The organism is Thermobacillus sp., assembly GCF_003390775.1.
GTDB lineage: Bacteria > Bacillota > Bacilli > Paenibacillales > Paenibacillaceae > Thermobacillus > Thermobacillus xylanilyticus.
The window spans coordinates 1-26,989 of sequence record NZ_QEWA01000061.1 but is presented as its reverse complement, the minus strand read 5'-3'; the positions used below and the strand labels follow the sequence as shown (position 1 = coordinate 26,989).

The 26,989-nt window shown below is 61.0% G+C and carries 30 protein-coding genes and 1 pseudogene; 28 read left to right on the top strand and 3 right to left on the bottom strand.

The genetic code is table 11. The features are described from left to right. Positions 1 to 4: 4 nt before the first annotated feature. Positions 5 to 1,352, top strand: a pseudogene (locus C6W55_RS17200) (ISLre2-like element ISTco2 family transposase). 120 nt (positions 1,353 to 1,472) lie between these two features. Further along, positions 1,473 to 1,622, top strand: coding sequence for a VOC family protein (locus tag C6W55_RS17195; RefSeq protein WP_286894038.1), 150 nt, complete (start codon positions 1,473 to 1,475; stop codon positions 1,620 to 1,622). Positions 1,623 to 1,673: 51 nt separating this feature from the next. Here the strand turns inward: C6W55_RS17195 and C6W55_RS17190 are convergent, their stop codons facing one another. Beyond that, positions 1,674 to 2,237 carry a bifunctional transcriptional activator/DNA repair enzyme AdaA gene (locus tag C6W55_RS17190; RefSeq protein WP_286894037.1) on the bottom strand — a complete coding sequence of 188 codons (564 nt, stop codon included), beginning with the start codon at positions 2,235 to 2,237 and terminating at the stop codon, positions 1,674 to 1,676. Between the two features lie 162 nt (positions 2,238 to 2,399). After that, complete coding sequence (locus C6W55_RS17185) at positions 2,400 to 3,032, bottom strand: APC family permease (RefSeq protein WP_286894036.1); 633 nt, start codon at positions 3,030 to 3,032, stop codon at positions 2,400 to 2,402. Positions 3,033 to 3,076: 44 nt separating this feature from the next. Between C6W55_RS17185 and C6W55_RS17180 the strand changes: the two genes are divergently transcribed. The 25 genes from C6W55_RS17180 to C6W55_RS17060 all read left to right on the top strand — a co-directional run bounded on the left by C6W55_RS17180 (position 3,077) and on the right by C6W55_RS17060 (position 25,145). Beyond that, positions 3,077 to 3,577, top strand: a complete 501-nt coding sequence (locus tag C6W55_RS17180) for a phosphotransferase family protein (protein WP_286894035.1) — start codon at positions 3,077 to 3,079, stop codon at positions 3,575 to 3,577. Between the two features lie 334 nt (positions 3,578 to 3,911). Next, a complete protein-coding gene (locus tag C6W55_RS17175) occupies positions 3,912 to 5,165 on the top strand; it encodes a DUF4367 domain-containing protein (protein WP_286894034.1) in 1,254 nt (417 codons plus the stop codon). A 76-nt stretch (positions 5,166 to 5,241) separates the two neighbouring features. Next, positions 5,242 to 5,724 carry a MarR family winged helix-turn-helix transcriptional regulator gene (locus C6W55_RS17170; protein WP_483316372.1) on the top strand — a complete coding sequence of 161 codons (483 nt, stop codon included), beginning with the start codon at positions 5,242 to 5,244 and terminating at the stop codon, positions 5,722 to 5,724. Positions 5,725 to 5,817: 93 nt separating this feature from the next. Beyond that, a complete protein-coding gene (locus C6W55_RS17165) occupies positions 5,818 to 6,396 on the top strand; it encodes an SDR family NAD(P)-dependent oxidoreductase (RefSeq protein WP_286894031.1) in 579 nt (192 codons plus the stop codon). 511 nt (positions 6,397 to 6,907) lie between these two features. Beyond that, entirely contained in the window at positions 6,908 to 8,086 is a 1,179-nt protein-coding gene (gene alr, locus C6W55_RS17160) for an alanine racemase (RefSeq protein ID WP_286894029.1), read from the top strand. 118 nt (positions 8,087 to 8,204) lie between these two features. Then, positions 8,205 to 8,486, top strand: a complete 282-nt coding sequence (locus tag C6W55_RS17155) for a CopG family ribbon-helix-helix protein (protein ID WP_015255737.1) — start codon at positions 8,205 to 8,207, stop codon at positions 8,484 to 8,486. 4 nt (positions 8,487 to 8,490) lie between these two features. Further along, positions 8,491 to 8,841: a type II toxin-antitoxin system PemK/MazF family toxin gene (locus tag C6W55_RS17150; RefSeq protein ID WP_015255736.1), complete on the top strand. Its 351-nt coding sequence runs from the start codon at positions 8,491 to 8,493 to the stop codon at positions 8,839 to 8,841. Positions 8,842 to 9,086: 245 nt separating this feature from the next. After that, the gene (locus C6W55_RS17145; protein ID WP_483316371.1) at positions 9,087 to 9,368 is read left to right on the top strand and encodes a ribbon-helix-helix protein, CopG family; all 282 of its coding nucleotides are present in this window, start codon (positions 9,087 to 9,089) and stop codon (positions 9,366 to 9,368) included. Between the two features lie 189 nt (positions 9,369 to 9,557). Further along, the gene (locus C6W55_RS17140) at positions 9,558 to 10,301 is read left to right on the top strand and encodes an SAF domain-containing protein (RefSeq protein WP_286894027.1); all 744 of its coding nucleotides are present in this window, start codon (positions 9,558 to 9,560) and stop codon (positions 10,299 to 10,301) included. Further along, a complete protein-coding gene (locus C6W55_RS17135) occupies positions 10,298 to 11,134 on the top strand; it encodes a hypothetical protein (RefSeq protein WP_286894026.1) in 837 nt (278 codons plus the stop codon). The genes C6W55_RS17140 and C6W55_RS17135 overlap by 4 nt, the downstream gene beginning before the upstream one ends. Further along, positions 11,134 to 12,465, top strand: coding sequence for an ATPase, T2SS/T4P/T4SS family (locus C6W55_RS17130; RefSeq protein WP_286894024.1), 1,332 nt, complete (start codon positions 11,134 to 11,136; stop codon positions 12,463 to 12,465). Before C6W55_RS17135 ends, C6W55_RS17130 begins: the two co-directional genes overlap by 1 nt. Further along, positions 12,459 to 13,403 carry a hypothetical protein gene (locus C6W55_RS17125; RefSeq protein WP_286894023.1) on the top strand — a complete coding sequence of 315 codons (945 nt, stop codon included), beginning with the start codon at positions 12,459 to 12,461 and terminating at the stop codon, positions 13,401 to 13,403. The genes C6W55_RS17130 and C6W55_RS17125 overlap by 7 nt, the downstream gene beginning before the upstream one ends. 15 nt (positions 13,404 to 13,418) lie before the next feature. After that, entirely contained in the window at positions 13,419 to 14,318 is a 900-nt protein-coding gene (locus C6W55_RS17120; RefSeq protein ID WP_286894021.1) for a hypothetical protein, read from the top strand. A 36-nt stretch (positions 14,319 to 14,354) separates the two neighbouring features. Further along, positions 14,355 to 14,504 (top strand): hypothetical protein, encoded by a 150-nt coding sequence (locus C6W55_RS17115; protein WP_286894019.1) that lies wholly within the window; start codon positions 14,355 to 14,357, stop codon positions 14,502 to 14,504. Positions 14,505 to 14,520: 16 nt separating this feature from the next. Further along, positions 14,521 to 14,946: a hypothetical protein gene (locus tag C6W55_RS17110; RefSeq protein WP_286894018.1), complete on the top strand. Its 426-nt coding sequence runs from the start codon at positions 14,521 to 14,523 to the stop codon at positions 14,944 to 14,946. Between the two features lie 171 nt (positions 14,947 to 15,117). Next, the gene (locus tag C6W55_RS17105; RefSeq protein ID WP_286894017.1) at positions 15,118 to 15,606 is read left to right on the top strand and encodes a hypothetical protein; all 489 of its coding nucleotides are present in this window, start codon (positions 15,118 to 15,120) and stop codon (positions 15,604 to 15,606) included. A gap of 145 nt (positions 15,607 to 15,751) precedes the next feature. Continuing rightward, positions 15,752 to 16,966, top strand: a complete 1,215-nt coding sequence (locus C6W55_RS17100) for a M24 family metallopeptidase (protein WP_286894015.1) — start codon at positions 15,752 to 15,754, stop codon at positions 16,964 to 16,966. A gap of 230 nt (positions 16,967 to 17,196) precedes the next feature. Further along, on the top strand, positions 17,197 to 17,574 hold the full coding sequence (locus tag C6W55_RS17095) for a hypothetical protein (RefSeq protein ID WP_015255725.1): 378 nt from the start codon (positions 17,197 to 17,199) through the stop codon (positions 17,572 to 17,574). 118 nt (positions 17,575 to 17,692) lie between these two features. After that, the gene (locus tag C6W55_RS17090; protein WP_015255724.1) at positions 17,693 to 18,481 is read left to right on the top strand and encodes an SDR family oxidoreductase; all 789 of its coding nucleotides are present in this window, start codon (positions 17,693 to 17,695) and stop codon (positions 18,479 to 18,481) included. 147 nt (positions 18,482 to 18,628) lie between these two features. Beyond that, a complete protein-coding gene (gatC, locus tag C6W55_RS17085) occupies positions 18,629 to 18,916 on the top strand; it encodes an Asp-tRNA(Asn)/Glu-tRNA(Gln) amidotransferase subunit GatC (protein ID WP_015255723.1) in 288 nt (95 codons plus the stop codon). Positions 18,917 to 18,934: 18 nt separating this feature from the next. After that, positions 18,935 to 20,404, top strand: coding sequence for an Asp-tRNA(Asn)/Glu-tRNA(Gln) amidotransferase subunit GatA (gene gatA / locus C6W55_RS17080; RefSeq protein WP_015255722.1), 1,470 nt, complete (start codon positions 18,935 to 18,937; stop codon positions 20,402 to 20,404). 3 nt (positions 20,405 to 20,407) lie between these two features. Then, a complete protein-coding gene (gene gatB / locus C6W55_RS17075) occupies positions 20,408 to 21,850 on the top strand; it encodes an Asp-tRNA(Asn)/Glu-tRNA(Gln) amidotransferase subunit GatB (RefSeq protein ID WP_015255721.1) in 1,443 nt (480 codons plus the stop codon). A gap of 133 nt (positions 21,851 to 21,983) precedes the next feature. Continuing rightward, the gene (locus tag C6W55_RS17070; RefSeq protein ID WP_213483174.1) at positions 21,984 to 22,712 is read left to right on the top strand and encodes an MgtC/SapB family protein; all 729 of its coding nucleotides are present in this window, start codon (positions 21,984 to 21,986) and stop codon (positions 22,710 to 22,712) included. Between the two features lie 104 nt (positions 22,713 to 22,816). Beyond that, positions 22,817 to 23,260 (top strand): Fur family transcriptional regulator, encoded by a 444-nt coding sequence (locus C6W55_RS17065; protein WP_015255719.1) that lies wholly within the window; start codon positions 22,817 to 22,819, stop codon positions 23,258 to 23,260. A 214-nt stretch (positions 23,261 to 23,474) separates the two neighbouring features. After that, complete coding sequence (locus C6W55_RS17060) at positions 23,475 to 25,145, top strand: glycosyl hydrolase family 18 protein (protein ID WP_353682054.1); 1,671 nt, start codon at positions 23,475 to 23,477, stop codon at positions 25,143 to 25,145. Between the two features lie 56 nt (positions 25,146 to 25,201). Here C6W55_RS17060 and C6W55_RS17055 read toward each other — a convergent pair whose 3' ends face one another. Continuing rightward, positions 25,202 to 25,603, bottom strand: coding sequence for a YgzB family protein (locus C6W55_RS17055; RefSeq protein WP_286894010.1), 402 nt, complete (start codon positions 25,601 to 25,603; stop codon positions 25,202 to 25,204). A gap of 161 nt (positions 25,604 to 25,764) precedes the next feature. Between C6W55_RS17055 and C6W55_RS17050 the strand changes: the two genes are divergently transcribed. Further along, complete coding sequence (locus tag C6W55_RS17050; RefSeq protein ID WP_286894009.1) at positions 25,765 to 26,634, top strand: nucleotidyltransferase-like protein; 870 nt, start codon at positions 25,765 to 25,767, stop codon at positions 26,632 to 26,634. Positions 26,635 to 26,989: the final 355 nt, after the last annotated feature.

The following is a 26,989-nucleotide window of genomic DNA, read 5'->3' as shown; positions in this document are numbered from 1 at the left end:
TCCTGTGAGCAACATTACCACAACAATGCTGACAATGAAAGAGATTGAGCAATGGATATTTCGGAAAATGCAGGAGGAATTCGCTCGTGCGATGAAGCAGGTGCTGGAGGTACAGGATCAGCAGATCCTGGAGCAACGGGACCGAGAGCATTATCGAGTAAAGGACGAGCGTGAAACAAGCGTCAACACGGTGTTTGGGAACGTGCGCTTCAAACGGAGATTGTACTGTGACCGTAGAAGCGGCAAACACGTGTATCTGCTGGATCAGCTGTTGCAATTCAAAGGGCGAGGGAAAGTCAGTCCGCATCTGGAAGAGACAGCAATCGCATTCGCGAGCCAAGGACCGTCGTACCGGGACAGCGCTAAGCGGCTGGAGCAGCTCCTGGGATACAATGTGCTGAGCCACCAAGCGATCAGGGAAAAACTGATTGAGCGTGCGGAACAGCCGATGTCTGAGGTGAAGCGACGCCCAGCGCGAGTATTGTTCGTGGAAGTGGATGGGCTATACACGAAGCTGCAGCGGAGCAAGAAGCGTGGGATGGAGAACGCAATCGCTGTCGTACACGAAGGCTGGGAGAAGAGCGGCAAGCGAGTGCGGCTGAAGAATAAACAGCATTACCTGCATACGAGCGGCGGCGACTTCTGGGAAGGGTTCGGGGACTTTCTGGTGGAGCGTTACGAAATCGACGAGAACACGTGGCTTGTGGTGAACGGAGACGGCGCGGGGTGGATCGGGGAATGTACATCCTACTTTCACCAATGCCTGTACATGCTGGACCGCTTTCATGTGGCGCGTGATTTGAAACGTTTTGTCGGACATTTACCGAAGGTGTGGGAGACCGTGAGACGGTCGCTGGCCAAACAGGACGCAGCCGCGCTTATAGCGGCCTTAGAAAGCGTAGCGGAGCAAGAGATAGCGGAAGAGAACCGGAAGGATTGGAAGCAGTATAAAAGCTATCTGAAGCGGCACGAGAAGCATTTGGACGACTACCGAAAAACACTCCAGGTGAAGGGGATCGACACAAGCGGTATGCGCCCGATGGGAAGCGCGGAATCGCAGATGCGCATATTCGCCAAGCGGACGAAGCGTGGCGGGTACAGTTGGAGTGAGCGAGGCGTCAGGGCGATGCTGTGGACAATGATGAGGATTAAAGAAGCCGGCATGGTTGTAAGAACGGTTGAAGGACATGCGAGTATGCAAAGCAACGTCACAACAGCCAATAAACATGCGGCAATTGCTCAAGAACGTGACGCAACCAGTCAAGGGTTGTATCGCTGGAATGATTCGCATGCTGCAAGGACCGAAGCAAAGCAGCACAACGGGTATGGCACTCAAAGCTCTTCGCGGATAATGGCAAAAAATTCTGACAAATCACTTTTATTTGATGAAAGAACGAAGCAAAGCGCTTACAAGGAAGAGGTTTCCTTTGGGGTTCGCGTTCCAAGCATCTTAAATGACTGCCCACGCTAGCTTGACACTGACGTTGAACCGCCTGATCGAGCACGGCGGGAAGCCGCTCGGGGAAGTCGTCACCCGGGAGTACGAAGGAATCGGGACGTTGACCGTCGTGTATGCGGCCGATCCGGAAGGCAATTTCATCGAAATCCAGAACTGGAGCTGAAGGCGCGAAGGCCCGCCCCGCGGCGGAAGCCGTAAGCGGGTCTTCGCCCGCTTACTTGCGGCAGCAAAGCTTCCGATACGCCCGCGGAGTCAGGCCGGTGATCCGGCGGAAAACCTGGTAAAACGGGGTGAGTCCGGGGAAGCCGACGGCGAAACAGATTTCGGTGATCGTCTGACCGGTGCCCGCCAGCAGACGTTTCGCCTCTTCCACGCGAATCCGGTTCAGATACTGTTTCGGGCTGACCCCCGTATATTTCTTGAACATCCGCTGCAGATGAAAGGCGCTCATGCCCACGCGTCTGGCCAGCCTGTCGAGCGTCCACATGCTGTGGTACTCCTTTTCCAGCAGTTCACGCACCTCCCGAACCCATTGCTCATGGGGATCATACGCCGCCTCCAGCAGGTCGGGTCGGCATCGTTTGCACGGGCGGTATCCTTTCTCCATCGCTTCCCGGGCGCTGGCAAAGAAATCCACATTTTCCCGTTTCGGCGTTTTCGATTTGCAGGACGGACGGCAGAAAATCCCCGTTGTTTTCACGCCATAGTAGAAGATCCCGTCATATTCCGCGCGGCACGAGATCACCGCGTCCCACTGATTTTCAGGTTGCATCCGCATGCCTGTCGCCTCTCCTCGTCCCGTTGCGCCGGATCGCGATTGTTCCTGTCATGCTTTTTCTCTTATACAAAATATACAAGATCGAAACCAGGATGGGCAGCATCACGTGAATGCCCAGATAAGGGATGAACGCACACAGCATGACAAGGGAAATCAGTCCGCTCAGCCAAGCAACACATAGACGACCATCCCCAGCGAGTTTGGAATAAACAACAATTGCGTGAAATGAACATGAAACAGCGTGGAAAACGCATTGCCGGCGCACGCAAAGAGAACGACCAGCCAGACGACCCTTGTCGGCGTTCCGGTGCGCGGGTGTTGATAGTGGAGCCAAGCGGGAAAGGCCTTGTCCGGGCTCAAGGCATACCCGAGCTGCGCCAGACTGGCGACATACGCGTTCACGGTGCCCGTGCAAATGATGAACGCCAGAACGGTCGTGGCGTATTGCGCGGCGAGGCCGAGGGAGCGGCCCAGCATGATGCCGAGGGGCACGGAATCGGTTTCCGGACTTCCGTAGGTTCCGCTGCCGATGGTCACGAAGCTCAGTGCCAGGAATACCGCTCCCGTGATCGCCGCACTGATCATGGCGCTCCGGACCTTGTCCTTCTCCGGACGCGCGAATCGGTCCGCCAGGTTGCAGATCGCCTCCCAGCCGAAAAAAGACCAGAAAATGAGAACAATCGCCTCGCCGACTGCCTGCCACCCCCTTGCGAAGAACGGACTGAACTGGTCCGGCCGGACATGGGAACCGGGAACAGGCGGAAAGCCTTTTACTCCGCCTCGGCATGCCGTCAAAATGGATAAGCCCGCTGCGACAGATCATTTTTGGAGCGAAACAGATGGTTTATTCCGAAACGGTCGTCTCGCACGGCGATTTCCATCGCGGCAACATTGCCGTTTCCGGCGGCGAAATTGTCATTTTGGACTGGGAACACGCCCATCGAAATTCGCCGTTTTGGGACCTGTACAATCTGTTCGATTTGACCCATCCTGTCTTTTGCAGACAAACGAGCGATGCGTTGAGACAATCCGCGCTGAACGCCTACATCGCATCAAGGCGCAGTCTTGGTTGGGAAGAACCGCCCGGCTTTATCCGCTCCTATTACGAATATGCCGCCGTCCACTCCGTCTGGATGCTGCTGCTGATTCAAGACGATCTGAAACAGGATGTCTGGGAGCCATCCGATTTGCTGAAAGCTCAAGCCGAAACGCTTGCTTCTCTGCTTTCTCCTTGTATTTATTCGTCGAATGATCACGGATTCAGGTATAACGTATTTATCCTAAAAATGGATGTGGCTTTAGAGCTGTTTTCATACAAAGGTGCGTTTCGAATGAAATGAAAATTTCTAACTTATTCCCAAAGGATATCCAAGGGAACTCGTTCGGGGTTCCCTTTTCCCATGCCCTTGAATCCAAACGAACGTTTGCTTCAAGGGGCGAACAATTTGCCGTATCGCGGTTTGCCGCGTGTTTGCAAGTATGTCATTGAAAAAGCGTTTAGCGCAGTCTCCGGCGTGCACACCGGCGACCACTCGTTGCATGTATATGCCCTCGCTCGCGGACATTCCACCCTTCAACCAGGCCCCGGCTCGTCAATCCTGTCCGCATAATCGGTCAAGTCCCCTCATAGACATGTTATCAGTCGGAAAACCACTGTGTAGAGGGGATGATCCAATGCGTCGCATGAAGTGGGCGGCAGCCGTCGTCCTGTGCGTCACCCTCATCCTTGCGGGATGCGGAGCCAAAAGCGCCGAGTCGGTTGTGAAAGACCTGGACGGCGTGCTCGGCGGCTTGAAGAGCTATCAGGGCAAAGGGACGATGACGCTTCATACCGGGCAGCAGCCGCTCCAGTACCAGGTGGAAGTCTGGTACAAGAAACCTTCCTATTACAGGGTCGCGCTGACCAACGCCGCCAAGGACATCACCCAGATCGTCCTGCGCAACGACGAAGGCGTGTTCGTGCTGACTCCGAAGCTGAAGAAGAGCTTCCGCTTCCAGAGCGACTGGCCGCAGAACCAGGGGCAGGTTTACCTGTATCAGACGCTGGTGCAGAGCATTCTGCTCGACAATTCCCGACAGTTCGCGATCGACAAGGAATCGTATGTGTTTGACGTCATGGCGAACTACCAGAACGGATCTCTGGCTCGGCAGAAAATATGGCTCGACCAGAAAACGTACGCGCCGCAGCGGGTGGAAGTGAGCGACGCGAACGCGAACGTGATGGTCGAAGTCACGTTCGACCAGTTCAGATTCGACGTTGCGTTCGACGACAAAGCGTTCGATATGGAAGCGAATCTCGGAGCCGCTCAGCAGCAGGAAGAGCAGGACAAATCGGCGGATGCTCCCGGTCAGGAGGAACAAGGGGCCCGCGACAGCCACGGCGATCAGGACAAGACGGCAACGGACGATGCGAATACCGGCGACAATCCCGACAAATCGGCGACGGACGATGCGGAACCCGGCGACAACCCGGACGAATCGGCAACGGATGAAGCGGAGCCCGGCGACAGCCCGGATGATTCGGCGACGGACGAGACCGATGCCGGCACCGTTCCGGATGAAGCGGCGGCAGGCGGCGAAGCGGCGGACGATTTTGTTCCGATGGAGCCTTCCTATTATCCCGAGGGCGTCGCGCTCAAGGACATCACCGACATCACGCAAGCCGACGGCAGCAAAGGCGTGCTGATGCGCTTCACCGGCACCTACAATTACACGCTGTTCCAGACGAAGCCGAAGGATGTGGACGCTGCGCTTGTCCCGGGCGTCATGCTCGATCTCGGCCATACGTGGGGGCTGCTCGCGGGCGACGTGCAGCAGACGCTCACCTGGACGTACCAGGGATATGAATACCGGCTGACGTCGGCCGAGCTGCCCGAGGACGAGATGGTGAAGATCGCAAGGTCCGTGCTGGAAGAAATGGAGAAATGAACGGAATCGAAGGAACCTGATGTCAGGGAGCTGATCTCAGGTTCCTTTTTTTTATCGGAATGGAAACTTATAGACAATGCCTGGATTTTGGTGTACGATATATTTAGGGTGGCTAATTGATATGGAGATGACTTTGGAAGGAAGCATCAGTTTTTGGATCAAGAAGATGTATCAAAGGACGGGACATCTCTTTAACGACAGGCTCGCACAATACGGCTTGACCACGGCGCAAGTCGAAGTGCTGTCGCTGTTGTGGAGTCACGGCGATGGCCAGACGCAGAAGGAACTTCACGAGAGACTGTGCATTCGGCCGGCTTCCTTGACGAAAGTTCTGGATATGCTCGCCGCGGGAGGATGGGTGGAACGGAAGCAGGATGCGGATGACGCGCGGGTGAACCGCATTTTTCTGACCGAAACAGGCAGGTCGATCGAAAACGTCTGCGCGGAAATTCTCCGCGAAGTCGAGCGGCTTGTCCGGAAAAACCTGTCGTCCGAGGAGGCGGCGATCCTGCTGATGCTGCTCAAGAAAAGCGAAAGTTCGCTTGAAGAGGAGAAGTAGTCGTTTTTTTGTCTTCTATTGTTTAGCCTGACTAAATTTAAGTTCGGCTAAACATATAACTTGCCAGCTCATTTTAGATAAGGAGAGCTTTGCGTGGATTTGGGATTGAAAGGCATGGTCGCCTTTGTAACAGGAGGCTCCTCCGGAATCGGAGCGGCCGTGGCGAGAAAATTCGGCGCGGAAGGCGCGAAGGTCGCGCCCACGTATCGCGGCGATGCTAGCGGGGCGGACAGGGTCGTGCGCGAGATCGAAAGACTCGGCGGCGAAGCGATGTCGATTCGTTATGATTTGAACGACGATCATTCGATGGAACAGGCCGTGCAAGCGGTCGCCGGCAAATGGGGCTCGATTCATGTGCTGGTGAACAACGCTGTCCGTTGGCCGGAACCCCGTCAACTTGCCTTCGAAGATGTCCCTCCCGAGAGTTGGCGTCAGGAAATCCGGGCCAATCTGGAAGGTTATTACTTCACCATTCAACAAGCGCTGCCCTATATCCGGAAGTCGGGCTGGGGACGAATCGTCAACATCTCTTCCGGTCTGGCGGAGGACGGGATGCCCGGACGCGCATCTTATACGGCAGCCAAGGCGGGAATCCACGGCCTCACGGCAACGCTGGCCAAGGAACTGGGCCCTGAAGGGATCTATGTCAATGTCGTCATGGCTTCACGTTGACCGAGAAGGCGATGGAGAAATTCCCCAAAGAAATGCTGGAACGGGAACGGATGAAAGTTCCGACCCGGAAGCACAGCGTCCCGGACGATATCGCCAATCTCGTTGTTTTCCTTGGATCCCGGGCTAACGGCAATATTGATGGTGAAGTTATCCGCGTTTCGGGCGGTGAATAAACGCCGGAGACGCATTCGGGATCTTCTGATTCGCGCTGCGAGATGGTGAAGATCGCAAGGTCCGTGCTGGAAGAAATGGAAAAATGACAAATCGGGAACCTGGTGCCAGGTTCCCATTTCTTTTGGGGATGTCTTCGATCGGATGGTTCCGGAGCATGTGGCGCGGCTGACCAAAGACACGCTTGCAATCTGGCAGGGGACCTGTTTTTTGAATTCAAACAAACCGACAGCAGCATGATTCTCAACTGGAAGCACCGCCGCCCGTTTGACAGTCCGGGATTGAACCATATACGATAATTGCATGGTTCAGGAGAACGGAAAACGAAGGTGAAACCCGGATGGATGCATATTATCGACCGACCCGCGCGGAAATTTCGCTGGATGCGCTCAATCGGAACATCGCGGCGTTCCGGCGGGCGCTTGCGCCCGGAACGAAGCTGCTGGCTTCCGTGAAGGCGAACGCCTACGGCCACGGTGCCGTCGAGATTGCGCGGGAGTCGGTCTCGGCAGGCGCGGACATGCTCGGCGTCGCGTTTCTCGACGAGGCGGTGCAGCTCCGCCGCGAAGGGATCGAGGCGCCGATTCTCGTGCTTGGGTATGTGCCGCCCGAGGGATTCTCCGTCGCCCGCGAACTGGACATCTCGGTCGCCATGTTCCGCGAAGACGCGCTGGAAGCGGCGGCGCGGCCCGGCACGCGTCCGCTGCGCGTGCACGTCAAGGTGGACACCGGCATGGGCCGGCTCGGGGTGCTGCCGGAGGATGCGGTCCGGTTCGTCGAGCGGGCCATGCGCACGCCGGGCGTCGAAGTGGAAGGGCTGTTCACCCACTTCGCACGCGCGGATGAAGCGGACAAATCCTACACCCGCCTGCAGCACGAGCGGTTCGCCGCCGTGACGGAAGCCGTGCGCCGCCGCGGACTCGACATCCCGCTCATTCATCTCGGCAACAGCGCGGCGGGCATCGACACGCCGGAATGGACGGGCGGCATGCTGCGGCTCGGCATCGGCATGTACGGCCTCTATCCGTCCGCGGAAGTCGGGAAAACGCGGATCGAGCTGGAGCCGGTCCTGACGCTGAAGACCGAAATCGTGATGACGAAGACCGCGCCGCCCGGGTGGGGCATCAGCTACGGCACGCGCTATGTGACGCGCGGCGAAGAACGGATCGGCACGCTGCCGATCGGCTACGCGGACGGGTACAGCCGGATGCTGACCGGCAAGGCGGAGGCGCTGGTGCGCGGCGTCCGCGTGCCCGTGCTCGGCACGATCTGCATGGATCAATGCATGATCGCGCTGGGACCGGCGGATCGGGCGGAAGGGTTCGGCAGCCCGGTGGAGGCCGGGGAAGAAGTCGTTCTCATCGGACGGCAGGGCGATGAGGTCATCACGGCCGACGAAATCGCGTCGCTGCTCGGTACGATCAATTACGAAATCGTCTGCATGCTCGCCGCCCGGGTGCCCCGGGTCTATATCCGCGGCGGCAAGCCGGTGGAAGTGCGGAACGGACTTGCCGGATGACGCCGTGTCCCCGTCATTTCCGCGTTTTCGCGATCATAGATATGGGTGTATAATCGAACCAGGGCAACGGCATACTGGTAAGAGGCTGGATTGGAAATGTTTTGGAGGTGCGACGGATTTGGCCGATCTGCGGAACACGAAACGGATCATGATCAGTCTGCCGGATCAGTTGCTTCGGGAAGTGGACGGGATCGTGGCGCGAGAGAAGTCGAACCGCAGCGAATTCATCCGCCAGGCGATGAAGCTCTATCTTACCGAACGGAAGAAGCGTCAAATCCGTGATTCCATGCAGCGGGGATATCTCGAGATGGCGAACATCAACCTGCACATGGCCGCTGAAGCATTCCAGGCGGAGGATGATGCCGACGACACGCTCGGCCGTCTCGTAAGCGGGGTGTAAAGGTTTGATCGTAAAACGCGGGGATGTGTTTTTCGCAGATTTGTCGCCGGTGGTCGGATCAGAGCAGGGCGGCGTACGCCCCGTGCTGATCATCCAGAACGACATCGGCAACCGGTTCAGCCCGACGGTGATTGTCGCGGCGATTACGGCGAAGATTCAGAAAGCGAAGCTGCCCACCCATGTCGAGCTCAGCGCGGAAGCGCACGGCTTCGACCGGGATTCGGTCGTGCTGCTCGAGCAGATCCGCACGATCGACAAGCAGCGTCTTACGGACAAAATCACGCATCTGGACGACGAGACGATGAAGAAAGTCGACGAATCGCTCTCCATCAGTGTCGGTCTGATCGATTTCTAGTGCGCGGCTGGACCGATGGATGTTCGCCAGGCGGATTCATATGGATCATCGAGCCGAGCCGATCGGTTCTTTTTTTGTGCTGTTGAAAGGAAATATATGGCATGCTTTGGAGCGAATTACCGGATGAAAATGCGGCGCGGGAGAGAGGATTTACGGGGAAAGAGGCGAATTGTACTTGGGTGAGGTTTGAACCGCATGACCGGTGAAGGCCATGCGGGACGGAGAGCAGCGGAGGTGCGTCACGATTGTCAAAACAGCGCAGAATGAAACGGATAACGATCCATCTGCCGGGAACATTGCTGAGCGATATGGATGCCGTCGCCAGGCGGGAGCGGCGGAGCCGGGGCGAGATCGTCCGCCGGGCCGTCGCGGAGTGGCTGCGCGGGCGGAACGGGCGCCACACCATGGAGTCTCTTCAGCGCGGTTACCTGGAAATGGCGGGCATCAACCTGATGATCGCCTCCGAAGCGTTCTATGCGGAAGAAGATGCGGACCATACGCTCGGCCGCACAGTGGCAAGCGATTAGCGCAGCCCCATGGGAGCGTGCAGGGTCATCAAATAAAATTTTTCTCCATGATATAGACAGGGCAGTTATATTTTGCTAATATAGGAATCAACGTAAATGCCATATGGTCTGTGACATGCGAAGAACGCATGCAGAGGGAGAGTCCCTTGTGCAGCGTTCTTTTTTTGTTGCAGGCGGAAAGGAGACGCGATGAACAGAAGACGGAACCTGGCGATCAGCGCGGCCGCGGCGGTGCTCGCCGGCGTGCTGATCTATTGCATCCATGAGCTGCAGCTCAGGCAGATCGAGCTGCAGGAGACGGTGCAGGTCGTCGTGCCGGTCCGGTTCATACCCGCGGGCGAGCGGCTGTCGGCCGATGCGCTCGGGCTGAAGACGATCACGAAGGCGTCCTTCATGCCGGGCATGGTGACCGACCTGCACGCGGTCACCGGCATGGAGACGGCGGTCCCGCTCGGCCGGGACGAGCCCGTGCTCGACTGGAAGCTGGACCGTTTCCGGCTGCTGCCGCGGCGGGGCGAGTCCACGTTCCAGATCCCGAAATCCTATATTCTTTCGGTGTCGAACGGGCTGCGCGCGGGGGACAAGGCGCTTGTTTACGCGTCGGGTGAAGGGATCGAATCCGGCCGGCTGTTCCCGGAACCGGTGACGGTGGCCGCCGTGAAGACGTCGGCGAACCTGGAGATCGACGACCCGCAGCATACCGGCCTCGTATCCCGCGCCAGCGGCGACTACGAGCAACTCTACCTGTCACGGCGGGACGCGAACGGCGTGATCGATGCCGTCAACCTGAATCTGACCGAGGAGCAGTGGCTGCGCATCGACAATCTGTGCCGGAGCGGCGAAGCGAAACTGGTCATCGCCTATGTGCCGGATTCGCATGAGAGCGCGGCGGCCGATGCCGGCAAGGCGGAGGCGGAGGTGGAGGTCTCGTGAACCGGGGAACGCTCGTTACCTTCACCGGCACGACGCCGAACATCGGCACGACGATCAGCGCCTTCTCTGCCGCTTGCCGAATTGCGGAGAACAGCAGACAGCCGGTCGGCTATCTCTGCCTCAATCTGAAAAGTTCCAAGCTGCACCGCTACATCCGCGTCGAACGTCCGGCGTTGTCCCTCGACCGGATGCGCCCCGAACTGAAGGCGGCCACCTTGTCGCCGGAGCGGCTCAAGGCGGCGGCTTTCCGCCCGTCCGGCATGCCCAATCTGTTCGTCTTCTTCGGCAATCTGCTGCGGGACCAGGCGGAGTTCTACGCGCCGGAGGAAATCGGACATCTGCTCGATGCCGCGCGGGAGGCGTTCAGTCTGACGATCGCCGACGTGAGCGCCTACTGGGACAACGCCGCCACCGTCGCCGCGATGCTGGCGGCGGACAGCCGGATCGTCGCCACGACGACAGCGCTGTCGCATTTCCAGGAGGACGGACGCCGCTGGTTCGGACCTGCCCAGTCGCTGTTCGGCTTCGAGCCGGGAGTCTGCGACACGGTCATCATTTCACCGCCATGGAGAAATGGGGGGTTCTCAATGAAAGACGTGCAGAAAGAAACCGGACTCCGCGTCATCGGGCGGCTCAACCTGACGGAGCCGCTGCTGGCGGCGCTCGACAACGGCGCGCTGATGGACTGGCTGCTCACGGACGACTCGGGCCGGAAAGCGATGGACGATGCGGCCCGGCAACTGATGAACCGTCACGGCGTGCGGTTCGGGCGCAGCGTCGCGCAGCAGCCCTGGTACCGCCGGCTGCTCGCCCACAGGAATGGTGTCAGCTGATGAGCGGCGCGGATCGGGTGAAATTTTCGCCGACCGACTATGCGGCGAAATTGCGGCTGGCCGTTCCGGATGATGCGGGGATGGCCGACGTCCCGTACGACGCGGAAGGGGAGGCGGCCTTCCGCAGGCTGGTCGAGGAGATGCGGGCCTATCTGACGGCGCCGCAGGGGATGACGGAGGAGCAGCGGCAATCCTACGGCGAGCGGCTCAACCGCGCCGTTCTCGGCTTCCCGCAGGAGCGGGCCGAGCTGCTCGCCGTCATCCAGGAGCGGCTGCTTCGCAAGCGGATTCACCGGCTTCCGGGCTATCATCATCCTTACGGGAACCTTGCCGAAGCAATCTTCGCCGAAGTGATCGGGCTGAACGTGCTGGAGCTGATTCTGGCGGCAAGGGACGGACTCGAGGAAATCCAGGTGGTCGGCACGCGCATCTACGAGGTGCGATCCGGCAGGCCCGTGCCATCGGTTCACCGGTTCCAGTCGGTCAAGGACGTGGAGCGGATCCAGCAGAACCTGGTCCTGTTCAACAACGACCGGATCAGCCCGCGCAAGCGATGGGCGGAGGTGAACCTCAGCGACGGGTCGCGGGTGACGATGACCGGCTTCGGCTATACCGCCGAGCCGACGCTGACGATCCGGTTCTACACGGTGCGGCACTACCGGCTGGACGAGCTGTGCAGACCGGAGTACGGCACGATGAACGAAGCGGTGATGCGGCTGCTGCGGAACGTGCTGGAGCGGCGCCTGAACCTCGTCATCATCGGCCCGACGAACTCCGGCAAGACGCATCTGATCAAGGCGCTGATCGCCGAACTGCCCGACGAGGAGCGGATCGTGACGATTGAAGGTCGGTTCGAGCTGATGCTGCGGAAGACGTTCCCGGACAAAAACGTGATCGAGTACGAAGCCGACGAGGAGGATCCGATGCACGATTCCGCCCAGGCGTTCAAGCTGGCGCTGCGCCAGTCGCCGCAGCGCATCGTCCATGCCGAGATCCGCGACGAAGACGCGAACATGTATGTCCGGGCGTGCACGCGCGGCCATCGGGGCAGCATGACGACGGTCCACGCGAACGCGCTGGAGGACGTGCCGGAGGCGATCGCCGACATGTGCATGCTCGACGGGCGCGCGGTGGACGACAACCGGCTCGTCCGCCGCATCACCCGGCAGGTGACGGATGTCGGCATCGAGATGCGCATCGTCGGCGGCAAGCGGCGGATCGTCCGCATCGGGCGGTATGAATGGCGGCCGGACGGCCCGCATGTGCGCGACTGGGCGGTCTATGATCCGGAGCGGGACGATTGGACGATCGCCCCTGATGCGCCATGCTGAGCCTGGACGCGATGCTGGCCGCGGCGACGGGCGCGCTGTTCCTGCTGATGTTCACCGCGATCCGCGGCTGGCTGGCCGCCGCGGTATCCCGCTCAGGGACCGCCGCGAGGCTCAGCCATCGCCGCCGGGCGGGACTTATCGAGCGCGCGGAGCGCCGCATGGCCGCTTATGTATCCGGACCGCATGCGCGGCTCTCCCTCCTGCTGGAGAGCGCGCGCGCCGGCATCGGTCCGGCGGCGTTCCTCGGACTGTCCGCGCTGCTCGCCGCGGCGGGCGGAGCGGCGGGGGCGCTTGTCATCCAGACCGTGAAAGGGGCGGCCATTGCGGCCATGCTGCTCGGAGGCCTGCCGTATATCATTATCCGGATGACGCTGATGCATCGGCAGATGCAGAGCCGGATCGACTTTCTGCCGGCGTTGGAGCTGTTCTACCAGAGCTACCTGTCAACCGGCGGGCGCCAGGTGCGGATCGCGCTCGGCCGCATCGTCGAGGAACGGCGGCTCACCGGTCCGCTGCTGCCGGTGTTCGAGCAGCTGTACATCAACCTGTCGGTCAAAGGCGATGACGAAGCGAGCCTGCGGGTCTTCTCGTCGGCCGTGGGCCACGTCTGGGCGGACTATTTCGCGAACATGCTCCGGGTCGCGCTGACGGACGGCGCACCGATCGCGGAAAACCTGAAGGAGCTGATCGCCGACATGCGGCGGGCGGCGCGGGCGGATCAGCAGGAGCGCAACCGGCTGCTTGAGATCCGGCTGGCCAACTTCTCGCCGATCCTGTTCCTTGCCCTGTTCATCAGCATCAATGTCCGCTACAACCCGGAAGGCGCTTACCGGTATTACGTGCTGGATCCGCACGGACGCGACATGCTGCTGAACGCGGCGGCCCTGATCTTCGCCTCGTTCCTGATGGGCATCTGGCTGTCGCGCCGCAAATTGTGAAAGGGGGGATTGACGGTGCTGGCCGATCCCTCGATCGTGCGCGGCTTGACCTTGCTGCTGCTGGTCGCCCAGTTCGGGTTGTGCGCGCTGTCCGTCTCGGCCCTGCTGCAGGCGTGGATCCGGCGCCGTCCGCGCTGGACGCATCTGCAGTTTGAAGATGACGGACCGCAGCCTGCGCCGAAATGGCTGCTGCGGGCGGCGGGCATTCGCCGCGGCAGCCAGAGCTTCCTGACGCGCGAAACGCTGCTTGCGGGATGCGGCTTCGCGTATGACCCGGCCTGGTACATGTTCGCCCGGCGGGTTGCGATCCTCTTCGGATCAGCCGCGCTTATCTGCGGAGCGGCCTTCCCCACGTACATGCCGCTGCCGCCGGACCGCATTCTGTGGCTGCAGGCGGCGGGGGCCGCGCTCGCGGCCTGCGCGCTGTGCGACAAGCCGCTGCTCGAATCGGTGCGCAAGGCGCGCTCCGAGCTCATCATGCGGGAGATTCTGGCCGTCAGCAATCAGCTGCTCTATTTCGCGGGAGCCGCGCTGCACCTGCACGTGAAGCTGACGCGCTGCCTGCCCTACACGTCGGTCATCCGCTCCGATCTGCGGCGCATGCTGGCGGAATGGTACCACGACGCGGGGGAAGCGATCGCGCGCTTCAAGCGCCGCGTCGGCACGGCCGAAGCGGCCAGCTTCGCGGAGACAATCGAGGCGCTGCGCCTGCGCGAAGACGACGCGTTCTACGCGCTGCTCCGCGAGCGGATCGCCGATTACAAGGCGAAGATCGAGCTTAGCCGCGAGGGCCGCAAGGAAGCGGCGTCCTACGTGCTGTTCGTGCTGGCGGGCGTGCCGATTCTGTACATGTTCCAGATCTTCATCTACCCGTGGGTGCAGGAAAGTCAGCAATTGTTTCAATCTTTGCAGTAGCGAGAATTCACATTTTCTCGGGAAGGAGATGCGGGAATGCGCAACATTCTGATGACGGTCATGCTTCTCATTGTGGTGGTGCTGATGTTCAACACGATCATCGCGGATCCGAACGGCGGCACGAAAAGGCAGATCGAGATTCATGGCAACAACGCGAACACCCGGATCGGCGCCTTGAACCCGTAAGCGGAGACGCAGGCGGATGCGCTCGGTTCTCGTGTTCGTGCTGTTCGCCGCCCTGCTCTGCTGGATGATGTTCGCGCCGGTTTACAAGCATGTGTTCATCGTCCGGCAGGCGGTGCTGCAGCAGGAGGTCGACTATTTGCTGGAGATCGGCGCGAACGGATCGCACGGCTTTATCGACGGCGCGATGATCGCCGCATCCCGGAACCGGCTTGCGGCCTACGGGCTTGAGCCTGGGAAGCTGATTTACGAGGTGGCCGCGACGTCGGGCGAGGATGCGACGAATCCGCAGACTCCGGTCAGGCGGGGCACCGGCATTGTGCTGACGATCCGTTACCCTTACGAGCGGTTGTTCGAGATCGACCGGATGATCGGCATTGCGCCGCCGGACGAACAGGCGCTGATCAGCGCCACAGGCATGAAAATGAGCGAATATGTGCCTTGAGACAGAGCGGATGCAGGCGGCTCGCCGAACCGGCTTTCGGTCCGGCGGCCGATTGCATACATGACGCGCCCGGCAGCGGCCAGCCGGTGCCGTCGGATGAAATCCGGAACGGGGGGATGTGGAACCGGCGCCTGACACGTTACAGACCGAAAGGGGGGAATTAAGGCCGGAATGCACAAACTGCTGCTGCTGTCGCTGATGACGGCGGTGTGGATGATGCTGCTGGCGCTGCAGATCGACGGGGAGATGGCGGTCCGCACCCTGTTCGAAGCGAAGCGGGCGGTGAACCGTGCCGCCCATGCGGGGGCGCAGCAGCTGGATCAGGACGCGCTCGCGGCAGGCATCTTGCGCATCGATGAAGCGGCGGCGGCATCGGCCGCACTGCAGTATTTGCGGGTGAACATGCGGCTGGACGCTTCGCTCAAGCCGTTGCCGGGCGCGATGCTGCGCGATCCGGTCGAGATCGCCGTGCTGCGCGTCGTGAACGCGGATACCGTCTTTCCGTACACGTACCGCAACGAAACGTACAATTACGAGGTGACGCTGAAGCGGCCCGGCGTCATCCTCATCGCGCGGGTCCGGTATCCGCGCGGATTCAACGTCATGGGGCCGGTCGAGTGGTATGTGAAAGGGGCGGCGGAGCTGGTGCCGCTTCATTGAAGATCCCGGGGAATCGCGGATGTCCCCGGTTTTTTGCGTTCTTTTTCACCCTATCCCCCTCGCTCAGGAGAAGCGGGACGGCTTTGACAATCCCGTCGCTGTGGGTGAATATAATCATGAGAGAAAGGTGCGGGGAGGCCACAGGATGGAACATGCGCTGCCGGCGGGAGAGACGGAGAAGCGGATCGCCAGACTGCAAGAGCAGCTCAAGGCAGGCGGCTATGCCGGCATGCTCGTCTCGCAGAATACGGATCTCTACTATTTGACCGGCACGATGCAGGCCGGTTATCTGTTCGTGCCCGACGAGGGCGAACCGACGCTTTACGTCCGCCGAAGTGTGGCGAGGGCGGAACGGGAGTCGCGCGTCAGGACGAAGCCGCTCGGCTCGTTCAAGGCGTTCGGCGCGGAGCTGGCCGCCGACTTTCCGCGGCTGACCGGGAGCGGAGAACGAAGGACCGTTCTGACGCCGCTGGATGCGCTGCCCGCACAGCTCTACCTGCGGCTGGCCGAGCTGCTGCGCGGAGCGGGAGCGGAGCTGGCCGACGGGTCGGCCATGATGCGCCGACTGCGCATGGTGAAGTCTCCGCATGAAATCGGGCGGATCCAGGCTGCTGCGCGAGCCGCCGCCGAAGCGCTGGACGAGGCGCTGCCGCTGCTGCGCGAAGGCGTCACCGAGCTGGAGTGGATGGCGGCGTACGAACACGCCGTTCGCAAGCGCGGCCATATCGGGACGATGCGGATGCGCGCCTACAATCTGGAGGTGCTGACCGGCATGGTCGGCTCCGGGGAAGCGGCGGCGGAACCATCTGCGTTCGACGGGCCGGCAGGCGGCCGCGGGCTCGGTCCGGCGGCGGCGCAGAGCGTCAGCCGGCGTCCGATCGGGCGCAACGAGCCGATTCTGATCGACATCGGCTGCTGCATCGACGGGTACATCATCGACCAGACGCGCACCGCGGTGATCGGCGAACTGCCGGACGACCTGCTTCAGGCGTACGAGACTTCCGTCCGGATCATCCGGCGCGCGGAAGAGCTGCTGGTGCCGGGCACGCCGGCGGAGCGGCTGTATGATGAAGCGATCCGCATGGCGGATGAGGCCGGGCTGGCCGACCATTTCATGGGCTTCGGCGCCGACCGGGTCCGGTTCCTCGGCCACGGCATCGGGCTGGAGGTGGACGAGTGGCCGGTGCTCGCCCGCGGTTTCGACATGCCGCTCGAACCCGGTATGGTGATCGCGGTGGAACCGAAGTTTACGTTTCCCGGCCGCGGCGTCGTCGGCATCGAGAACAGTTACGCCGTGCAATCCGAAGGCCCGCCGCTCGCACTTACCCTCACGCCCGAACGTCTGATCCGGCTGCCGTAAGCGGGGTGCGCGGAAATGGCGGATTATCCGGCATGGCGGGCGGCAGACGGGCGCCCGGTCAGACGCCGTGCTCATATCCGGGATATCCGCATAGAATTGGAGCAAGGGTTTCTTTTCCCGGGATTTGCATACCGGTCTGTTTTTGAGTAGGATAGATTTATAGGGAGCGGCAGCCGGATGACGCGAAGGCGGTGGCATGCCGCAATGCGCAGCGAGAGGGGCGGTGAACGATGTACAAGCTTGGCCAACGGGTCATAGTCGTCGCGGATCATTTTGAGCAAAATCTGCCGATTGGCGAATATGGATATATCATCGCGTATGACCGGAATGCGGACAATGCGTTCGATTACGTCGTCCGCCTGCCCAAAGTGAACAAGAACGTGTTCGTTCCGGCGGGCGACATCGAGCCGGAAGAAGTGCTGCTGAAACGGGAAGCCGAGCGGGTGGAGCGAGAGGCGCTCATCGATTACGCGCTTGCGACGCACAACGAAGAGCTGTTCCGCCGGATCATGAACGGCGGCGAGACCGAATCCCGGGAAGGAACCGGCAAGGAAGTGCAGAGCCGGGAAGACTTCATCCGTCAAGTGAATCTGAAGGCATGGATCTGATGCACAACGGACGCCGGCGCTTGCCGGCGTCAACTTCTTGGTGCCGGTCTTTCATTCGCGGAGACGTAAAGGTATAATTTCCAAGGACAACTTCTGCGGATGGAGGGTACGGACCGACATGGATCTGGGATGGACGGGCAAGGCGGCGATCGTGACCGCGGCGAGCCGCGGGCTCGGCAAGGCGTGCGCCATGCGGCTGGCGCTGGAAGGCGCGGATGTCGCGATCTGCGCCCGCGATGAGGCGGAGCTTATGCGGACGGCGGATGAGATCCGCAAGGCATCGGGACGCGATGTGCTTGCCATGCGGGCGGACGTGTCGCAGCCCGGCGACATCAAGGCGCTGGTGGACGCGGCGGCGCGGCGGTTCGGGCGGATCGACGCGCTCATCTGCAACGCGGGCGGACCGCCGTCCGGCGCTTTCATGGATATGACGGATGAACATTGGGAAGCGGCGGTGCAGCTCAACCTGATGAGCGTTATCCGGCTCATCCGCGAGACGGTGCCGCATATGCAGCGTATCGGGGGCGGCCGGATCGTCAACATTTCATCGGTGGCGATCAAGCAGCCGATTCCGGGGCTCGTGCTCAGCAACACGCTGCGGGCCGGCCTGCACGGTCTCGTGAAGACGCTCGCGAATGAGCTTGCTCCGGCGGGCATTCTCGTGAATACACTCTGTCCCGGCCGTTTCGAGACGGACCGCATCTTGGGTCTGGACCGGGCATCCGCCGAACGGGAAGGCATCCCGGTGGAGGAAGTGCGCCGGCGCTCGGAATCGTCGATTCCGCTCGGGCGCTCGGGGGATCCGGAAGAATTCGCACGCTACGCGGCGTTCCTCGCTTCGCCGGCGAACAGCTACATGACGGGCCAGGCCATCGTCGTCGACGGCGGGCAGTGGCGGGGCGTCTGACCGAAGAGGCGCCGCAGCGCGCCGGAGTCCTTGCAGAAGCGGGGGCGGAAGCCGCACGCTTCGCAGCCTCCCCTGATTGAGCGCGGACAAGCGGTGCGATATAATGGAAGGAATTGATCGGAATCGAAGGAGGCAATGGAAGCAGCGATGAGCATTTCGATCCAGGATGTCGAGCACGTGGCGAAGCTGGCGCGGCTCGAACTGACGGAGGAAGAGAAGGCGAAGTACGCGGAGCAGCTCGGCGCGATTCTGGACTATGCGCAGAAGCTGAACGAGCTGGATACGGAAAACGTGCCGCCGACGAGCCACGTCCTGCCCGTCGCGAACGTGATGCGGGACGATGAACCGCGGCCGTCCTGGCCGATCGAGAAAGTCATGCTGAACGCGCCGGACGAAGAGGACGGACAATTCCGCGTCCCGGCGGTATTGGAATAGGAAGAGGAGGAACGACCGTTGTCCGTATTGGATCTGCGATTGCAGGAACTGCACGACCGCTTGAGCGGCGGGGAGCTTGCGGTCTCCGATCTGGTCGAGGCTTCGCTCAGCCGGATCAAGGAGACCGAGCCCGTCGTGCAGGCGTTCATTACGCTGGACGAAGAAGGCGCGCGGGCGCAGGCGGCCGAACTGGACAAGCAGCTGAAAGAAGGCGGAGAACGCGGGCTGCTCTTCGGCCTGCCGGCCGGCATCAAGGACAACATTGTGACGGACGGGCTGAAGACGACGTGCGCCAGCCGTTTCCTGAGCAATTACATCCCGATCTACAACGCCACCGTGATGGACAAGCTGCGCGCGGCGCAATCCGTCACGATCGGCAAGCTGAACATGGACGAATTCGCGATGGGCGGTTCGAACGAGAACTCGGCGATGGGACCGACGCGCAACCCCTGGGATCCGGAGCGGGTTCCGGGCGGATCGAGCGGCGGATCTGCGGCGGCCGTGGCGGCGCGGCAGGTTTACTTCGCCCTCGGTTCCGACACGGGCGGTTCGATCCGGCAGCCGGCCGCCTACTGCGGCGTCGTCGGCCTGAAACCGACGTACGGGCGCGTCTCGCGCTTCGGCCTCGTCGCCTTCGCGTCTTCGCTGGACCAGATCGGCCCGATCACGAAGAACGTCGAGGACGCGGTCTACGTGCTGCAGGCGATCGCCGGCCATGATCCGATGGATTCGACGTCGGCCGACGTCGAGGTGCCGGACTACACCGCGGCGCTCACCGGCGACGTGCGGGGCCTCCGCATCGGCGTGCCGAAGGAGTACCTCGGCGAAGGCATCGCGCCGCAGGTGAAGGATGCGGTGCTGGCGGCGCTGAAAGTGTTCGAGTCGCTCGGCGCGACATGGGAAGAAGTGTCGCTGCCGCATACGGAATACGCGGTCGCGGCTTACTATTTGCTCGCTTCGTCGGAGGCGTCGTCCAACCTGGCGCGCTTCGACGGCGTCCGGTACGGCGTGCGCGCCGAAAACCCGGACAACCTGATCGACCTGTACGTCAAATCGCGCAGCCAGGGATTCGGCGCGGAAGTGAAGCGCCGCATCATGCTGGGCACGTACGCGCTCAGCTCCGGTTATTATGACGCCTACTATCTGAAGGCGCAGAAGGTCCGCACGCTGATCAAGCAGGACTTCGACCAGGTATTCGAGAAGTTCGACGTCATCATCGGCCCGACGGCGCCGACGACGGCGTTCAAGATCGGCGAGCAGATCCATGACCCGCTTACCATGTATTTGAACGACATCTGCACGATTCCGGTCAACTTGGCCGGCCTGCCGGCGATCAGCGTGCCGTGCGGCCTGGCAGACGGCCTGCCGGTCGGCATGCAGATCATCGGCAAGGCGTTCGACGAGACGACGGTGCTGCGCGCGGCTTACGCATACGAGCAGGCGACGGAGCATCACAAACTGCGTCCGGCGGCCGTGGGAGGTGCGTGATCGATGACAACGACGACGAGATATGAAACGGTCATCGGCCTGGAAGTGCACGTGGAGCTCCATACGAAGACGAAAATTTTCTGCGGCTGCTCCACGTCCTTCGGCGCTCCGCCGAATACGCACACGTGCCCGATCTGCCTCGGCCATCCGGGCGTGCTGCCGGTGGTGAACCGCCAGGCGGTCGAGTACGCGATGAAGGCGGCGATGGCGCTCAATTGCGAGATTGCGGACGTGACGAAGTTTGACCGGAAGAACTATTTCTACCCCGACCTGCCGAAGGCGTACCAGATCTCGCAATACGACCAGCCGATCGGCAAGAACGGGTGGATCGACATCGAAGTGAACGGCCAGACGAAGCGGATCGGCATTACGCGCGTCCATCTCGAGGAGGACGCCGGCAAGCTGACTCACGTCGAAGGCGGCTATGCTTCGCTGGTCGACCTGAACCGCGTCGGCACGCCGCTCATCGAGATCGTCTCCGAGCCGGACATCCGCTCGCCCGAGGAAGCGCGCGCCTATCTGGAGAAGCTCAGGGCGATCATGCTCTATTGCGAAGTGTCGGACGTGAAGATGGAGGAAGGTTCCCTCCGCTGCGACGCGAACATTTCGCTGCGCCCGTGGGGTCAGGAGAAGTTCGGCGTGCGCGCCGAGCTGAAGAACATGAACTCGTTCCGCAGCGTGCAGCGCGGTCTCGAGTACGAGGAATGGCGTCAGGCCGACATTCTCGACAGCGGCGGCGAAGTCGTGCAGGAGACGCGCCGCTGGGACGAGTCGCAGGGCAAGACGCTGCCGATGCGCGGAAAAGAGGAGGCGCATGACTACCGCTACTTCCCCGATCCGGACCTGGTCCGGATCGTCATCGACGAGGAATGGAAGGCGCGCGTCCGCGCTTCGATTCCGGAACTGCCCGACGCCCGCAAGGCGCGCTACATGTCCGAGTACGGCCTCTCGTCCTACGATGCCGGCGTCATCACGGCGTCGAAGAAGCTGGCCGACTTGTTCGAGGAAAGCCTGCGCTACACGAAGGACGCGAAAGCCGCCGCGAACTGGATCATGGGCGATCTGCTCGGCTATCTGAACGCGAACAACCTGGAACTGGACGACGTGAAGCTGACGGGACAAGGTCTTGGCGAGATGATCGGCCTGATCGAGAAAGGGACGATCAGCGGCAAGATCGCCAAGACGGTGTTCAAGGCGATGCTCGAGACCGGCAAACTTCCGCAGCAGATCGTCGAGGAACAGGGGCTCGTGCAGATCAGCGACGAAGGCGCGATCCGCGAGATCGTGGAGAAGGTTGTCGCCGCCAACCCGCAGTCCGTCGAGGATTACCGCTCCGGCAAGGAGAAGGCGCTCGGCTTCCTTGTCGGCCAGGTCATGCGGGAGACGAAGGGCAAGGCGAATCCGGCGCTGGTGAACCAGCTGCTCGTGGAAGTGTTGAAGTCGTAAAGCCCGTCATGTGTCAAGCCGCCCCTTCCGTGCGGAACTGTGCGGATCGGGGCGTTATTTTTCAACGCGAAACGGACGCGTCCGCCAGGAACAGGACTGCGCAAGCCGTTTGATTTGTCGGGAGTGGGATGTCGTGAACACGTTCGCCGCAGTCGTCGACAACCCGTGGTACATCAGTGAATGGCAAATTCTGCTGCGTCTGCTGTCGGCCGCCGTGCTCGGCGGACTGGTCGGGCTGGAGCGGGAGCGGTCGCAGCACGCGGCCGGCCTGCGCACGCATATAATGGTATGTCTTGGTTCATGCTTGATGATGCTGTTGTCCATCTACGGCTTCGCCCTGTTCGTCAACGAGCTCAACGTCCGCGTCGACCCGGCCCGTCTGGCGGCGGCGGTGATCACGGGCGTCGGTTTTCTCGGAGCGGGCACGATCCTGCAGACGGGACGCAGCGTGACCGGACTGACGACGGCCGCGTCGGTCTGGGTGACGGCGGCGATCGGACTCGGCGTCGGGGCGGGGTTCTATTTTGCCGCGGCGGTCTCCACCTTGCTCGTCCTGTTCGTGCTGTGGGCGCTGAACAAATTGGAGCGGAAGTTGTTCCGGCGGAAATCCGAGCGGCTCATCGTGGTGCGGGTCGATGACCGGCCGGGGCTCATGCAGAAGCTCAGGGAGACGGTTGAACAAAGCGGGGGCGATCTGCGCAAAATGCGTTTCCAGGACGAGGATGACGCGGACGCGCCGGAGAAGCTCGGACCGAACCAGCTGGCCGTCTATCTGCACGTCCGGTTGAAACGGTCGGCCGAAGCGGAACTGCTCGACGGGCTCCGCGGACTGGACGGGGTGCACGCCGCTTCGATGGAATAGCGCAAGACCGCAGGCTGGCAAGGATTGACCGTCCCCCCGGAATTGACAAATTGAAAATTGAAACTTTACAATGGATGTAGCATAAGAGAAAGGCGTGAACGTCAATGGCAACGAGCGTCAGCGATGCGCTGGAACAACTGAAAAGTACCGGAGTACGCATGACGCCGCAGCGCCACGCGATTCTGTCTTACCTGATGAATTCGATGACGCATCCGACGGCTGACGAGATTTACCGCGCGTTGTCGCCGGAGTTTCCGAGCATGAGCGTTGCGACGATATACAACAATCTCCGGTTGTTCGTCGATGCCGGTCTCGTCCGCGAACTGACCTACGGCGACGATTCGAGCCGGTTCGACGCCGATCTGTCGGATCATTATCATTGCATTTGCAAATCGTGCGGACGGATCACCGATTTCGAGTATCCGCCGCTTTTGGAAGTGGAAAAGGCAGCCGCGCGGGAAACAGGATTCATCGTCGAAGGACATCGTATGGAAATTTACGGCATTTGCCCGGATTGCGCGGCATCGGACAAGGCCGGTAAATCGTGATCGGCAATTATATCCGCGCTTGCTCAACTTTTGGGCGGGCGTCTGCGTCAATGTACGTACAGGGACCGGAGCCTGAGCGTTTCGGCCTGCTGTACGTATTTGTTTTTTCAAGGGATTGGGGAGAGAGGGGAAGCCGGAAGTGGAACTGACGAGAATGCGTGCGCCGCGGCGGCGGAGAACCAGGCGGACCGCACCGATCCTGGGAATGCTGTTCATGCTGATTCTGCTTTCGGCTGCGGCGGGCGCGGCATACGCCTGGTGGGAGCGGATGCAGCCGAACCGCGACACGATCGTGCCCGATTACGGTGCGGCGCATCCCGTCTTTTACAACGGGGAGCAGCTGGACGGCGAAGCGCGCGTCCGGGATGCGAATGTGCTGCTGCCGCTTGATATGATTCGGGCCGTGCTCGGTGAAGATGTGCCGATCCGGTACGAAGCGGACAGCGAATCGATCATTATGACAACGGCGGACAAGGTCGTGCGGCTGAAGACGGCGGCGCTGACCGCGGAGATGAACGGCGAACCGTTCGATCTGACCATCGCCGCGGAGGTTGAAGGGGATGTCGTCTATCTGCCGCTCGCGCCGGTCACCGTCCTGTACGGGCTGACCGCGGAAGTGGCGGAGGAAACCGGGATCGTGACGCTGCTGCGTCCGGGACAAGGGATCCAAAATGCGTCCGTAACCGTCGAGCAGGGTGCGGCGGTTCGTTCAGAACCGACGATCAAGGCGCCGATCATCGAGACGGTCCCGGCCGGCGGGGATGTGCGCATCTGGCGCGAGGAGAAAGGCTGGTATCGCGTGCAGACCGCATCCGGGCATGCCGGTTACGCCGCCGAGTCGGATTTTACGCTTGCGGACTTCGAGATCATTCCCGAGCCTGAGCGGGAAGATCCTTTTCTGCCCTGGCCGGCGAACGGCCGCAAGATCAATCTGACCTGGGAAGCGGTCTATCAGGTGCCGGCCGATCCGTCGAAGATCGGTCCGATGCCGGGCGTCAACGTCGTAAGCCCGACCTGGTTCGAACTGAAAGACGGTTCGGGTGCGATTCGTTCAAAGGCCGATCCGGCCTATGTATCCTGGGCGCACAAGCGCGGCTATCAGGTGTGGGCGCTGTGGAGCAACGGCTTCGACCCCGATCGAACGACGGAGGCGCTGTCCACATACGCGACAAGACTTAAAATGATCCGTCAGCTGCTTGTCTATGCGGAGACGTACAATCTGCAGGGCATCAATATCGACTTCGAGAACGTTTACACGAAGGACAAGGAGAATCTCGTCCAGTTCGTCCGCGAGTTTGTGCCTTTGGCGCACGAACAGGGCCTGGTCGTCTCGATCGACGTCACGCCGAAGTCAAACAGCGAGATGTGGTCGGCTTTCCTGGACCGGAAGGCGCTCGGGAAAGTGGTCGACTACATGATCGTCATGACGTACGACGAGCATTGGGCGTCGAGCCCGAAGGCCGGTTCGGTCGCGTCGCTGCCGTGGGTCGAGCGGTCCATCAAGCGCATCCTCGAGGAAGACGGTGTGCCGCCATCGAAGCTGGTAATGGGGATTCCGCTGTACACCCGCGTATGGACGGAGAAGAAGAAGGCGGATGGTTCGGTCGAGGTCAGCTCGCGGGCGCTCGGCATGGAGGCGATCGAGAAGCTGATCCGCGATCGCGGCCTCAAGCCGACGTATGACAACAGCACCGGGCAGAACTATGTGGAATACGAGACGGAGGAAGGGCGGCACCGGATCTGGATCGAAGACGAGACATCGATCAAGGCGCGCGCCGAGCTGGCGAGGAAATACAAGCTCGCCGGCGTCGCCACCTGGCAGCGCGGGTTCCAGAAGCCGGAAATCTGGCAAGTGCTGCACGATACGCTGGAAGCCCGTCCGTAATCAAAATGCCCGCCGGATGCATCGGCTCAGATCCGCTGCATCCGCGGGTTTTCGTGTTATTTCGGGTTGCTTTCCGTTGTCTCTGTCGATGCGTCGTTCACTGTCCCATCCTCTTCCTCTTCGGGGAACGCCGTCGCCTTGTTCGGGTCTTGCGTGAGGATCGTCCGGCAGAACATGCAGCGGTCGGTCTGGCCGAGCATTTTCGTCTGGCGTCCGCATTCCGGACAGATCAGCATGATGGCGCTCGTCGACAGCATGCCGGCCCAGAAATAGACGCCCATGCTGAGCATGAGGGCGATCATGCCCAGCACGAGAAAGATGCCGGCGATGATTTTGCCCGACTGCACGCCCCAGAAAACGATTCCCGCCGTGCCTGCGACCATCAGGCCCATGCCGATCATCGTCAGCAGCAGCCCCCAGGTGCGGAATTCGTTGATTTTCGCGGTCTTGAAGAACATCGGACTCTCTCCCATCATTTACCGGTTGACGGTTGGCCTGTTCCATGCAGAAATGCAGCAGGAAATGCCGAATGTCTGTCGAACAACTACAATATCGCAGATTTTCATTATATACGATGTTTTGCAATCATGCCAGAAACGATGGGGGATCCGGTTCACCGATGGATACGGCGCGATGTCTGCAATGGATTCAGGACGCACCGGGCCTGATTGGCGTCATGTTGATTGACAACCCGTATCGATACAACCCGCTGATCGACGGATTGGACCTGCTGCTGCTTGCGGTCGTGGAGCGGGATGAGCGTGAACGGAACGTCCGGCATGTCCGCACGGAAGGCAAGCGGGTGCAAATCCGCACGGTTGCGGCCGCCGCCTTGGACGAATGGATCGCCGGAGTCGAGAACCGCAGCATCATTCCATGGATCGTGCGGGGGGAAATACTGATGGACCGTGACGGTTATCTGGAGCGGGTCAAACAGCGGGTGATCGATTTTCCGGAGGAGCTGCGCAGGCAGAAGCTGGCGGCGGAATTTTCCGCGTTCCTTCGGACGTTCCTGCACGCCAAGCAGGACCTGCAGGACGGAAATGTCCTGGACGCCAACAGCAATGTGCTCGCCGCGCTGCACCATTGGGCGCATATTTCGCTGATCGAGGACGGGGTGCATCCGGAACTGACGGTCTGGGCTCAGATGAAGAAATACAACCCCGGCATCTACAAGTTGTATGAAGAGCTCACGACCAGCATGGAGTCGCTCGAGAAGCGGGTGCAGCTGGTGCTGCTCGCCTGCGAGTTCCATGTCATGAGCAAAATGAAATCGTGCTGCCGCCTGCTGCTCGACATTATCGAAAGCCGCGAGGAGCCGTGGAACGTGGGTGAGCTGATGGCCCGGCCGGAACTGAAGCCGCTCCGGCTCGACCTGTCGCTCCTGCTGCGCAAGCTGGTGACCCGCGGGCTGATCCGCGAAGTGGCGGCGCTGCCGGTGGCGAACGATCCGGACGCGCTGGAACTGCAGTATGCGGCCGCGCGGTAAAACATAGCTCATAACGCAATTTGTTTTCCGCCTTGTGTGGCGGTTTTTTGTTTTTATAGAAAAGAGGATGCGGAATCCCCGACAAACGTGTTTGACACGGCTTGACGGTAACGGAGGTCATGTGATAAATTAGTTTCCGCCCCTGAAATGGCTTCGGCCATCCGGATGGCTGATCCGTCCGGCGATGCAGGCGGGAATTCATTTCCTCGAAAAAAACACTTGCATCGGGGCAGGAAGATGTGATATATTATAAAAGTCGCCGCTGAAACAGCGGACGACGAAGATGGTTCCTTGAAAACTGAACAACGAGCTTGAGTTGCCCGTCTCCTTTGGAGACGAAGCAAAGCGCGAACGT

Bases quoted from the DNA above. Each gene is read 5' to 3' on its own strand.
- C6W55_RS17190 (WP_286894037.1), bottom strand. From the start codon at position 2,237: ATGCGGATGCAACCTGAAAATCAGTGGGACGCGGTGATCTCGTGCCGC.
- C6W55_RS17180 (WP_286894035.1), top strand. From the start codon at position 3,077: ATGGTTTATTCCGAAACGGTCGTCTCGCACGGCGATTTCCATCGCGGC.
- C6W55_RS17175 (WP_286894034.1), top strand. From the start codon at position 3,912: ATGCGTCGCATGAAGTGGGCGGCAGCCGTCGTCCTGTGCGTCACCCTC.
- C6W55_RS17170 (WP_483316372.1), top strand. From the start codon at position 5,242: ATGCCTGGATTTTGGTGTACGATATATTTAGGGTGGCTAATTGATATG.
- alr (WP_286894029.1), top strand. From the start codon at position 6,908: ATGGATGCATATTATCGACCGACCCGCGCGGAAATTTCGCTGGATGCG.
- C6W55_RS17140 (WP_286894027.1), top strand. From the start codon at position 9,558: ATGAACAGAAGACGGAACCTGGCGATCAGCGCGGCCGCGGCGGTGCTC.
- C6W55_RS17130 (WP_286894024.1), top strand. From the start codon at position 11,134: ATGAGCGGCGCGGATCGGGTGAAATTTTCGCCGACCGACTATGCGGCG.
- C6W55_RS17125 (WP_286894023.1), top strand. From the start codon at position 12,459: ATGCTGAGCCTGGACGCGATGCTGGCCGCGGCGACGGGCGCGCTGTTC.
- C6W55_RS17115 (WP_286894019.1), top strand. From the start codon at position 14,355: ATGCGCAACATTCTGATGACGGTCATGCTTCTCATTGTGGTGGTGCTG.
- C6W55_RS17110 (WP_286894018.1), top strand. From the start codon at position 14,521: ATGCGCTCGGTTCTCGTGTTCGTGCTGTTCGCCGCCCTGCTCTGCTGG.
- C6W55_RS17105 (WP_286894017.1), top strand. From the start codon at position 15,118: ATGCACAAACTGCTGCTGCTGTCGCTGATGACGGCGGTGTGGATGATG.
- C6W55_RS17100 (WP_286894015.1), top strand. From the start codon at position 15,752: ATGGAACATGCGCTGCCGGCGGGAGAGACGGAGAAGCGGATCGCCAGA.
- C6W55_RS17095 (WP_015255725.1), top strand. From the start codon at position 17,197: ATGTACAAGCTTGGCCAACGGGTCATAGTCGTCGCGGATCATTTTGAG.
- C6W55_RS17090 (WP_015255724.1), top strand. From the start codon at position 17,693: ATGGATCTGGGATGGACGGGCAAGGCGGCGATCGTGACCGCGGCGAGC.
- gatC (WP_015255723.1), top strand. From the start codon at position 18,629: ATGAGCATTTCGATCCAGGATGTCGAGCACGTGGCGAAGCTGGCGCGG.
- gatB (WP_015255721.1), top strand. From the start codon at position 20,408: ATGACAACGACGACGAGATATGAAACGGTCATCGGCCTGGAAGTGCAC.
- C6W55_RS17065 (WP_015255719.1), top strand. From the start codon at position 22,817: ATGGCAACGAGCGTCAGCGATGCGCTGGAACAACTGAAAAGTACCGGA.
- C6W55_RS17060 (WP_353682054.1), top strand. From the start codon at position 23,475: ATGCTGATTCTGCTTTCGGCTGCGGCGGGCGCGGCATACGCCTGGTGG.
- C6W55_RS17055 (WP_286894010.1), bottom strand. From the start codon at position 25,603: ATGTTCTTCAAGACCGCGAAAATCAACGAATTCCGCACCTGGGGGCTG.
- C6W55_RS17050 (WP_286894009.1), top strand. From the start codon at position 25,765: ATGGATACGGCGCGATGTCTGCAATGGATTCAGGACGCACCGGGCCTG.